The organism is Tundrisphaera macrotermitis (assembly GCF_051175315.1).
Lineage (GTDB): Bacteria > Planctomycetota > Planctomycetia > Isosphaerales > Isosphaeraceae > Tundrisphaera.
Map to the genome: position 1 here is coordinate 6849843 of NZ_CP195100.1, position 10457 is coordinate 6860299.

At 73.0% G+C, this 10457-nt stretch carries 6 protein-coding genes; 3 read left to right on the forward strand and 3 right to left on the reverse strand.

Annotated elements, in window-relative coordinates:
* Positions 1-26: 26 nt before the first annotated feature.
* Positions 27-2909, reverse strand: coding sequence for a sigma-70 family RNA polymerase sigma factor (locus TA3x_RS27740; RefSeq protein ID WP_435017926.1), 2883 nt, complete (start codon positions 2907-2909; stop codon positions 27-29).
* 261 nt (positions 2910-3170) lie between these two features.
* On the opposite strand from TA3x_RS27740, the gene TA3x_RS27745 reads away from it, so the two are divergent.
* Positions 3171-5810: a WD40 repeat domain-containing serine/threonine protein kinase gene (locus TA3x_RS27745; protein ID WP_435017927.1), complete on the forward strand. Its 2640-nt coding sequence runs from the start codon at positions 3171-3173 to the stop codon at positions 5808-5810.
* A gap of 22 nt (positions 5811-5832) precedes the next feature.
* On the opposite strand, the gene TA3x_RS27750 is transcribed toward TA3x_RS27745, so the two are convergent.
* Positions 5833-6468 carry a hypothetical protein gene (locus tag TA3x_RS27750; RefSeq protein WP_435017928.1) on the reverse strand — a complete coding sequence of 212 codons (636 nt, stop codon included), beginning with the start codon at positions 6466-6468 and terminating at the stop codon, positions 5833-5835.
* A 137-nt stretch (positions 6469-6605) separates the two neighbouring features.
* Positions 6606-8012, reverse strand: a complete 1407-nt coding sequence (locus TA3x_RS27755; protein ID WP_435017929.1) for an efflux RND transporter periplasmic adaptor subunit — start codon at positions 8010-8012, stop codon at positions 6606-6608.
* 342 nt (positions 8013-8354) lie between these two features.
* On the opposite strand from TA3x_RS27755, the gene TA3x_RS27760 reads away from it, so the two are divergent.
* Complete coding sequence (locus TA3x_RS27760) at positions 8355-9356, forward strand: DUF1559 domain-containing protein (protein WP_435017930.1); 1002 nt, start codon at positions 8355-8357, stop codon at positions 9354-9356.
* Positions 9357-9448: 92 nt separating this feature from the next.
* On the forward strand, positions 9449-10426 hold the full coding sequence (locus TA3x_RS27765; RefSeq protein WP_435017931.1) for a hypothetical protein: 978 nt from the start codon (positions 9449-9451) through the stop codon (positions 10424-10426).
* Positions 10427-10457: the final 31 nt, after the last annotated feature.

Here is a 10457-nt window from a genome sequence, read left to right on the forward strand (position 1 = left end):
GGGGCGATCCGGCGGGGTTTCATCGATCACTCCGCCGGATCCTTGCCGGGCTGGACCTTGAGGTCGCCCAGGTCCCGGGCCTCGCCGGGGGCGACGACCAGGCCATCGAACAGAGTCCCGAGGATCTGGGAACTATTGGCGAGGGATGCCCCATATTCCAGGCCGGGGAGCAATCCCTGGACCCGGAACCGGCCATCGATGTCGGTGGCGATGTCGCCGGTCGCGTCGCCCACGCCGCGGAGGGCCGCCCGGGCCTCGGCCCGATCGCCGGGGCCGCCGAACAGGCTGAGGATCTGCATCCCCGGCCGAGGCCGGCCCTCGTCGTCGACGACCCGCCCGGAGATTTCGCCCCAGGGCTGGAGCCGCACCGTCACCGCGTCCGGCGGATCCCCTTTCAGGTAGGCCGATCCGGCCAGCTTGCGCCCGATATGGACGATCGTGACCCGGCGCGGCCGCGCCGGATCATAACCCAGGGCCTCGAACGTGGCCGCTTCCTGCGGACGTGGGATCGGGTACAGCCCGCCGAGGCCCTGGGCCGTGGTCCCCGGGAGGGGATGGCCTCCGGGATCGACGGCCGTGATCGCGATCGACCGGCCGGGGTCGACCTGGAGGTCGAGTTCGAACGACTCGCTCCCGGGGGCGAGATCCACCCCGGCCAGCAGGTGATAACCCGTGGGGTTGCAGATCTCGGGCACGGTGCTGAAATAGCGGTAATTGGAGCCCGATTTGATGCCCGGGATGGCATCGGCCCCGACGCCGCCCCGGTAGGCGGAATCGTTGCTGGCGCGGAAGGTGATGATCCCCCGACCGGGCAGGGCGACGACCTCGAATCGCCCATCGTCCTCGACGGGGGCGCGGGTCGGATAGCCACCGGAATAGCCCGGGAAGTCGCGGACGTGCGGGTTGTCGGCGAACGCCAGGGCGTTCAACACCCCCGGGACGGGCTTGCCGGTCGCCCTGTCCGTGACCTTCCCCCGGACCAGCGTGCCCCGCTTGAGGGCCACGTCGAAGGCGATAGGCCCCGGGCCGGGCGGAGGGGCCGGGACGGGCAGTGCCGCATTGGCGTAGGGGACGCCGCGTCCGGGGAACAGGAAGAGGCGATAGCTTGCCGCCGCCGGGAGCCCTTCCAGCCGATACCGTCCATCGGCATCGGTTCTGGCCTCGACCCCATCGATCCAGGTGTTGTCGCCGTCCCGCACGATGTTCCCTCGGATCAGGACCCCGGCGATCGGCCGGCCGGTGTCCCGATCGCGGATGGTCCCCTCGATCGGCCGGGACGGGGCCGCGACGTGCTGGAACCGACGGGGGTGGATGAGGAAGGGGCGGGGCTCGACCCAACTCTTGTCGACGGTCCGGACTTCCGGGTCATCCCGGCCCATCACGTGGAGCGACTCGGCGGCGATCCCGGGGCCCGAGAGGAGCAGGACGGCGATCCGGTCGCGGCCCGGCCCATCGATCCGGAACCGGCCCTCGGCGTCGGTGGTCGCGGCCTCGGGCGAATCGATGTGGATGCGGCCCAGCTCCCGCCAGATCGCCCGGACGCCGACCAACCGGACGGAGGCGATCCACGAGCCCAGATCGCCGGCCTCGGAGAAATAAAGGTCGGTGGTCGCGACCCGGGCCCCGGCGACGGGCCGCCCTTCCAGGTCGACCACCCGGCCCTCGATGGGCGGGCCGGCCTCGGCCAGCCGGATCGTCGGGCTGGATGGGGCGCCTCCCCGCAGGACGCCCTCGGCCCAGCCGGGGGCGAAGCCCGGGGCCGTGGCCACGAGCCTCGGGAAGCGATCGATGATGTCGACGTTCGCCTCCCGGAGCGATCGCGGGACCTGGAGGGCAAATCGGCCATCCGGCCCGGTCGTCGCCGCGAGGTCGGGCGGGATCTCGCCGCGCGATTCGGCCAGACGGACCCGCGCCCCGGCGACCGGCCGGCCGTCGGGGCCGACGACGGTGCCCCGGACAGGGATCGGCTCGTCCGGCCTGGCCGCCTCGGCCGGGGGTAGATCTGGCCTGGCTGGGGCGGGTTCCGGGGCCTGGGCCGCCGGCATCGTCAGGGCTTCGGGGCCTTCGGGCCGGGCCGCGACGGCGAACACGCCGGCCGTCGCCAGGGCCAGGGCCGCCAGGGCGGCCGTCGCGGCGAAATGGATCTTGGTCATGAGCATCCCCCTCAGGATGGATCGGGTCAGGGCCAAAACGCCCGCCGAGGTCGTGCCGCCCGCGGCGGCCACGGACGCCCGCATCAGCGCGGCCGGCACGACGAACGCCGAGGCCGTCGAGTCGGCCAGCCAGGCGGCCAGCGTCGTCGCGGTGATCCCGCGGCGGGTCAGGCGGGTCCGCAATCGCTGACGAGCCCGGGACAGTCGGCAGCGGAAGGCGGGGACGGTCCAGCGGAGTTGCCCGGCCGCCTGCTCGTAGGTCAGCCCTTCCAGGTCGCAGAGCACGACCGCCAGGCGCTGGGCTTCGGGCAGGCGGTCGATCTCCTGGTGGAGGATGGCCCGGAGGTCCGGGTCGAACTCGGGCCGGGCCTCCTTCGTCGGCGCGAGGGCCGAGGCTTCCGCCTCCTTCCGGCGCCTCCGGTTGGCCCGGACTCCGGCCTGCACGGCCGACCGGCGGGCGACCCGGTGGAGCCAGCCGCCCAGGGCCTCGCCGCCCCGGACCGTCCCGGCCTTGCGGGCCAGGACCAGGAACGTGGCCTGGAAGGCGTCCTCGACGTCGTGCTCATCCCGGAGGATCGCCCGGCAGGTGGCCAGGACCATCGGCCCATGCCGGCCGACCAGCGCCTCGAACGCGGCATCGTCGCCGGTCGAGGCGTACCGGGCCAGAAGCTGGCCATCGGACAGCCCGACCGCCGACGCGCCGCCGAAGAGTTCGCGGAGGTGCCGATCGGCCGCCCCCAGTCCCGCGCCCGCCATGTCCGGTCGCCTCCCCTGGATCATGCCCGTCCTGCCCGAGAGAGGGGCACAACGCCCCGATCATCTCACGGTTTCCCGCCGATGGGGGAATTGGCCCGCGGCCCCCGGGTCGATCCGGCCGGGGGCCGGCCGGATTCCCCTTCCGATCCCGGGCGCGGCGACCTATGATTGCCGGGCGGCCGACGCGGATTCGGCGAAGGCGGGCCGGGGCCGGTCGGACGGGCCGGGCCCGCCCTCCAGCACCCAGGTCGGGAGGCCCCGATGCCCCGGCAACTCAACACGCCCCACGCCCTCCGCACCGGGCCCCGCGTGCCGGAAGTTGGGGCGACCGCCCGCGATGGGAGGGGGACAGCCTCCGAGGCCGGGGATCGGACGACGGCGGAGACGATCGTCGACATCGCCGCGCCGGATCGCCCGGAGGACCTGGCCGAGGAGGACCAGGCGGCCGACCCCGACGCCACGCGGGCCGACCGGGCGGCCGACTCCGACTCCACTCGGGTCGACCGTCGCGGCGAGGCCGAACCGACCGCATCCTTCTTCCAGGATGCGGCGGCGGGCATCCCGGGGGACGGACGGGGCCGGGACGCGGCGGGCATGGCCACGGAGGCGGGGCGATTCCGGATCCTGGGCTCCCACGCCCGGGGCGGATTGGGCGAGGTCTTCATCGCCCTGGATCGCCAGCTCGATCGATCCGTGGCATTGAAGGAGCTGCAGCCCCGCTTCGCCCACGACCCGACCTCCCAGTCCCGGTTCCTGCTCGAAGCGGAGGTCACCGGGCGGCTGGAGCATCCCGGGATCGTGCCGATCTACAGCCTGGGTCGGCACCCGGATGGGCGGCCGTTCTACGCGATGCCGCTGATCCAGGGCGGGACGCTCCGGGCGGCGATCGAGCGGTTCCACGCCTCGGGGACCACCGAGGACGCGCGTGACCCGGCCTTCCGCCGGCTGCTCCGGAGCGTGATCGACGCCTGCAACGCCGTCGCCTACGCCCACGAGCAGGGGGTCGTCCACCGCGACCTCAAGCCGGAGAACATCATGCTGGGCCGGTTCGGCGAGACCCTGATCGTCGACTGGGGGATCGCCAAGCTGGTCGGCCAGTCCGGGGAACAGGGCGATCCGGCCGGCACGCCGGGGCCGGACCCGTCGATCACCCGGCCGGGGTCTTTGATCGGGACGCCGCGATTCATGAGCCCCGAGCAGGCCTCGGGCGACGCGGATGCGGTCGGCCCGGCCAGCGACGTCTACAGCCTGGGGGCGATCCTCTACACGGTCCTGGTCGGCCACGACCCGTTCCCCGACGGCGACCTGTCCAGCGTCCTGGACCGGGTCCGGCGCGGGATCTTCCCCGGCCCGCGCCGGCTGCGCAGGTCGGTCGACGCGGCCCTGGAGGCGATCTGCCTGAAGGCCATGTCCCTGAACCCCGCCGATCGCCACGCCTCGCCGCTGGCGCTGGCCGGCGAGATCGAGGCCTGGCTGGCCGACGTCCGCTATCGCGGCGAGCAGGAGCAGGCCCTGGAACAGATGCGGGTCTCGCTGGCCCGGCTCTGCCTGGAGCGGGCCCAGTCGTGCTTCGACCGGGCGGCCGGCGAGGAGGGGATGCTCTGGCTGGCCCGGGCGCTGGAGACCGTCCCGGCGGAGCCGCCGGACCTCCCCCGGGTGATCCGCACGAGCCTGGCCGGGTGGCACGCCGGGGGGCGGATCCTGGAGCGATCGCTCCGCCACGGCGCCCCGATCCGGGCCATCGCTTTCTGCCCCGAGGGGCGGAGGCTGGCCACGGCCTGCGAGAAGGGGGAGGCCCGGCTCTGGGACGTCTCCACCGGCAAGCCGCTCGCCCCGAGGCTATCGCACGAGGGCCCGATCCGGGCCATCGCCTTCGCCCCGGGCGGGGACCGGATCGCGACCGGCGGGGCGGAGGGGCTGATCCGGCTGTGGGACGCCGCGACCGGCGAGCCGGCCGGGCCGCCGATCCGGGCCGGCGTCCCGATCGGCTCGCTGGCCTTCAGCCGGGACGGTTCGCGGCTCGCGGCGCAGGCCGGGCCGGGCCGGCCGTTCCTGTGGGATGCCGCGACGGGACGGGCGATCGCGGCGGCGAAGCTCGGGCGGGCCGGGGCGCAGGCCGTCGCCTTCGCCCCCGACGGGTCGGCGGTCGCGATCGCCCGCGACGATGGCCGGGTCGCCCTGCGCGACCCCGCCACCGGCCGGGCGATCGGCGTGCCGCTCGACCACGGGGCGCCCATCACCGCCCTGGACTTCGACCCGGGCGGGCCGACCCTGGCCACCGGCGGCGCCGACGGGACGATCCGGCTCTGGGACGCGGGCCAGCGAACCGCGACGGCGACCCTGCCCGGCCAGGGGGCGGTCCGCTGCCTGGCCGTCCGGCCCGGCGGGATGGCGGTCGCCTCCGCGTGCGACGAGGGGACCGCCCGGCTCCGGGACGCCGCCACGGGCCGGCCGATCGGCGAGCCCCTGGATCGGCGGTCGCGGGTCGATTGCCTCGCCTTCCGGCCCGACGGGACGCTGCTGGCGACCGGCGGCCCGGACGGGATGGTCCGGCTCTGGTGCGCCGCCACCGGCCTGCCCGTCGGCCCCGCGCTCAAGCACGGAGGTCCGGTCCGGGCCCTGGCGTTCAGCCCCGACGGCCGGCGGCTGGCGTCCGGCGGCCCCGGGACCTCGGCCCGCTGCTGGGCGGTGCCGAATCCGATGGAAGGGGACGCGGAGCGCGTCTCCTGCTGGGTCCGGATCACCACCGACCTGGAGTTCGACGACGGCGACGCCGTGCGCCGGATGGAGGTCCCGACGAGCTGGGAACTCCGCCGCCGCCTCGCCGACCTGGGCGGGCCGATCCCGCAGGCCGGGCACGCCGGGGTGTCCCCGCCGCGCCGCCGGCCGCCCCGCCGCTGAGCCGGGCCGCCCCGGCGGCGGCTCAGCGGTGCAGCCGCAGGACCGGGAAGGCGCGCCTCGCCTGGTGGCCGAACGGGTCCTGGACCAGGTAGTTGTTGGTGGTCAGGGATCCCCCGTCCGCCAGGTCGGCCAGCTTCACGTCGATCTCGAATCGCCCCCGGGCGTCGCTGACCACCGGCTTCCCCTCGTAGCGGAAGTTGATGATGGTCTGGCCGGGCTCGGCGGCGGTGATATCGGTGAAGATGATCGAGTTCGGCGTGGTGCGGCCGACCACGGTCACGCGATCCATGCGGGTCACGCCGCCGTTGTTGGCCGGGTGGGGCGTCCGGGCCCGGTCCTCGGGGGCGAGGTCCACCAGGAGCCGGAACGGGACCTTCGGGGTGGACCGGGCCAGCCCCCGGAGGATCGGCACGACGTCGCTCCGGTCGATCCGGCCGTTGCGGTTGAAGTCGTAGGCCGGGTTATAGCGCACCCCGCCCCGGACGGAGAGGTAGGCGTCGGCGTAGGCCTGGAGATCGGCGGGCGTGAACGTCCGTCCGGCCGGGGCGATCGCCGCCGCGGGCCGGAGGGCCATCGCGTTCGAAGGCGAGGCGCTGAGGACCAGGCGCGGGTCGAGCGAATCGAAGCTGGGTCGGAGGCCGAGCCGGGTCCGGGGCATGGCGTGGCTTCCTTTGGGATCGGAGGATGCCTCGGGGCGACCGATGCCGCCCGCTTCCGCCGTTGTATCGGCCATCGCGGGCCCGGCAATCCGGGCATTCGGCGGGCCGGCCCTGCACGGCGTCCCGCCTGCGCCGGCTATCCGGGCTCGGGGGCGACCGGCGTGCCGTCGGCGATCGACCCGTTGTAGCGGACGATCACCGAATCCCCGGTCGACAGCCCCTCCAGGATCTCGGCATCGATCCCGTTGTCCGACCCGACCTTGACGCCGACCTGCCGGGCCTTGCCGTCGCGGACGACGTAGACCGATCCTTCGCCGGTCCCGGCCTGGCCCACCAGACCCGACGACGGGATGGTGACGCTGCCGGGGGCGGCCTTCTGGAGCAGGAGCGTGATCCGGCCGTACATCCCCTCGCGGAGCAGCCCGTCCGGGTTGGGCAGGTCGATCTCGGTGCGCATGTTCCGGCTCTGCGGGTCCTCCGACTCGGCGATCCGCGACACGACGCCGTGGAACGTGGACCCGGGCAGGGCGACGATCCGCAGGGTGGCCGGGTCGCCGGGGTTGGTGTAGGGGACGTCCACGTCGGGCACCGGCATGACCACGCGCATCTTGTCGGTCACGGCCACGGCCAGGACCGGCACGGTCCCCCCCTCGGAGGCGGACCGGACGAAGTCGCCCCGGTGGAAGCTCCGGAGCGTGATCACGCCATCATAGGGGGAGGTGATCCTGGTGTAGTCCTGCATCACCTTGGCCCGGGCCAGGTTGGCCTCGGCGACGCCGACGTTGGCCTTCGCCTCGGCCAGGTCGGCGCGGGCCGAGTCGATCAGCGCCTGCCTGGCCAGGGCCTGGGCCTTGGCGGTGAGGACCGCCGCCCGGGCCGCGCCCAGGTCCGAGGTCGCGACGTCGAAGCGGTCCTGCTGCTCGTCCAGCAGGCGGGCCTCAACGGCGTTCCGCTCGACCAGCCCCCGGATGCGGTCGAGTTGCTTCGATTGCAACTCCTGGTTGGCGGCCTTGCTGGCGACGTCGACCTCGGACTCCTTGACCATCGCGTCGGCGGCGTCCTTGTCCGCCGTCGTGCTGCGGATCTTCGACTCGGCGACCCCGACCCGGGCTTTGGCCTGCTCCAGCGACGCGGCATTCTGCGCGACCGCCTGGTCGACCTCGGGGTCGTCGATCACGGCCAGCAGGTCCCCCCGCTTGACCCGCGAGCCGATATCGACGTTCTGATCCTTGAGATAGCCGGAGACCTTGGCGAACAGCGCCGCGTGCTCGAACGGGTGGACGGAGCCGGCCTGCGTGGTCGTCCGCTCGATCCCCCCCGGGCGCGGCCGCGCCACCACGACCGCGATCCCGGCGCGTGGCTTCTCCGGCCCGGCCGAGGCCTTCGCCGGCCCTCGGCCATAAAACAGATAAGCCCCCCCCGCCCCGGCGGCCAGCACGACCAGCGCGGCCAGCCATCCCAGCCCATGCCCGCCGGATCTCGGGCGGGGCGCGTCCGGCGTCTGCGGGACCTGCGCGGCGGATGCGGTTCCTGGCTCGTCCACGGGTCAAACCTCGCGGTCATGGCGTGACGCCGGCTCGATCGACCGCCGGCCGCGACCTCCCGACGGGAGGGAGGCCGCCGCCTGGAGCATAGGACGCCCCGCAACCCCGGTCAACGACGGCCGCGGACACCGGGGGCGAGGAGGGCTCTTCCGCCCCGCCGGATGAATCCCTTCGGTTATTCCTTGACAGCCCGCATCGCGTCCGCAATCCTTCCACATACTTCAATTCTACAAAGCCATGAGCGGACGACCACACGCCGGGAGTCGATTCCGATGCACGTCGGCCCCCCACGCAGGCGATCCCCCGCCCACGGCGGACATTCATTGAGCCAAGGCCCCCCGATGGCCATGCGGAGGGGCGTGACGCTCATCGAGATCCTCGTCGTGCTCGGGATCATCGGGCTGCTCGTGGGCCTGCTTCTGCCGGCCGTGCAGGCGGCGCGGGAGTCCGCGCGGCGGGCCCAGTGCGCGAACCACCTCGGGCAATTGATTCGGGCCACCCATCAGTTCGAAGGCGTCCACGGCGGCTTCCCGCCCGCGATTACCTTCGGGGCCCCGGCGGTGGGAGGCAAGGTCTATTCGGGGTATTCCGTGCAGGTCAGGCTCCTGCCGTTCCTGGAACAACGCGCCCTGCACGACAGCATCAACTTCGCGGCGCCGACGGGATTGACCGTCGAATCGTTGCAGATCAATCACGCCACGCAGGTCTTCCGCACGATCGAGGTCTTCCTCTGCCCGTCCGACCCGAACCGGTCCCCCCGGCCGCTGGCCCCGGTCTCGTATCGCGCCTGCAGCGGGCTGGGGACCTCGACCTGGGCCGCTGCGGGCGGCAGGCCCCCCGATCACTACGGGGGCGTGTTCGCCTTGGTGGACGACGGGCGGTTCCGGTACTGCTCGCCCCTGTCCGCGGTCACGGACGGGCTTTCCAACACGCTGGCCTTCTCGGAGAAGCCCATCGGCTCCGGCGCGGCGGGCGTGTATTCGCCGTTCCGGGACTGGTCCGAATATTTCGACATCAACACGAGCACGCCCGACGACTGGGTCAACGCCTGCTCCCGGATCACCAAGCCTGTCCCGAGGCTGGAGGCGGGGGGGACGTGGATGCTCTTCGGGGCGGTCTTCACGGAGTTCTACGCCTCGGCCCCCCCGAACACGTCGATCCCGGATTGCGGGGGCCCGATCTACGACCTCCATTCGGGCCTGTTCTCCGCCCGCAGCTACCACCCCGGCGGCGTCAACGCGGCCATGGCGGACGGCTCGGTCCGGTGGGCGTCCTCGGGGACGTCCCAGGCCGTCTGGCGCGCCATGGGGACCCGGGCCGGGGGTGAAGTGATCCCCGAATAGCCCGGGCTTCCCGGGCGAGAGCGATGTCGCGGGTCCTCGATCGCGACCGGCGGACCAGGCCAACCGACCCCCGACGACTTGAGGGACATTCGATGGACCCGATCACGAACGAGCTGGCTCAGCACCTCACCCGGCGATTCGAATCCCAGGAGTCGGTGGAGATCCGGGTCCAAACCAAGATCACCCCGGGCCCGGCCGTGCCGAACGCCCCGGGCAGTTTCGATACCCACGAAGAACACTACGTCGAGACCGCCGCCGGCCAGAGATTCTGCGAGATCCGGGGGACGACCGACGGCGTGCTCAAGTCGCACTCGATCCATTACGGCTCGGGGACGCGGTTCGCCGACCTCTCCTTCGACCGCGAGGACCCGTCCCGGCCGGTCATGCTCCAGATCAAGCGGCATTATTACCTGGAAGATTCGAGCGGCCGCAAGGAGGTCCCCGTCCCCCTCCGCTTCTTCTACGTGGGGCGCGAACCGTTGCACGAGGCCCTGGCCCACGGGCGGCATCTGGACGAAGGGGAGGTCATCGGGCGGAAGTGCGAGTTGTACCTGTTCCCCCAGGTCCGCATGTTCAACGCGCCGCAAGATCAGGTGTACTACCTGGACCGGGCGACCGGCACCCCGTTGAAGTTCGAGTTTTACCGCGACGAGACGGCCCGCGCCGAGAACAAGACGCTCGGCGTCTGGACCGCGAAATCCGTCGAAAACATCCAGGGGCGGCTCGTGGTCGTGGATTCGACCCAGGCCGCATTCGACCCGGATGGGAACTCCCTGGGCCAGTGGAAATTCCACGTCGAGTCGATCGCGGTCAACAGGCCTTATCCCGCGACCATGTTCTGGCAGCCGCCTCCGCCCGGCGTCTCGGTCATGGATACCATCGCGAACAAGGCCTATCAGGTGCCGGGAGGGGCGCCCCCCGCGCCGAAGAAAGAGGCCTCGGTGGGGGTCGACCCGGTCCGGGCCGTCGCCCCCCGGGAGTGGCCGGCGGCGGAGCTGGCCGCGATGTCCGGCGCCGCGCTGCTGCTGGCCGTCGGGATCTCCCTGTGGCGTCGCCGGCGGGGCGCCTGAGTCCCGGCGATCGGATCGAGACGCTTTCCCC

What these genes read in the sequence shown, in the direction of transcription:
- TA3x_RS27745 (WP_435017927.1), top strand. Translation starts at nt 3,171, where the DNA reads ATGCCCCGGCAACTCAACACGCCCCACGCCCTCCGCACCGGGCCCCGC.
- TA3x_RS27750 (WP_435017928.1), bottom strand. Translation starts at nt 6,468, where the DNA reads ATGCCCCGGACCCGGCTCGGCCTCCGACCCAGCTTCGATTCGCTCGAC.
- TA3x_RS27740 (WP_435017926.1), bottom strand. Translation starts at nt 2,909, where the DNA reads ATGGCGGGCGCGGGACTGGGGGCGGCCGATCGGCACCTCCGCGAACTC.
- TA3x_RS27760 (WP_435017930.1), top strand. Translation starts at nt 8,355, where the DNA reads ATGGCCATGCGGAGGGGCGTGACGCTCATCGAGATCCTCGTCGTGCTC.
- TA3x_RS27765 (WP_435017931.1), top strand. Translation starts at nt 9,449, where the DNA reads ATGGACCCGATCACGAACGAGCTGGCTCAGCACCTCACCCGGCGATTC.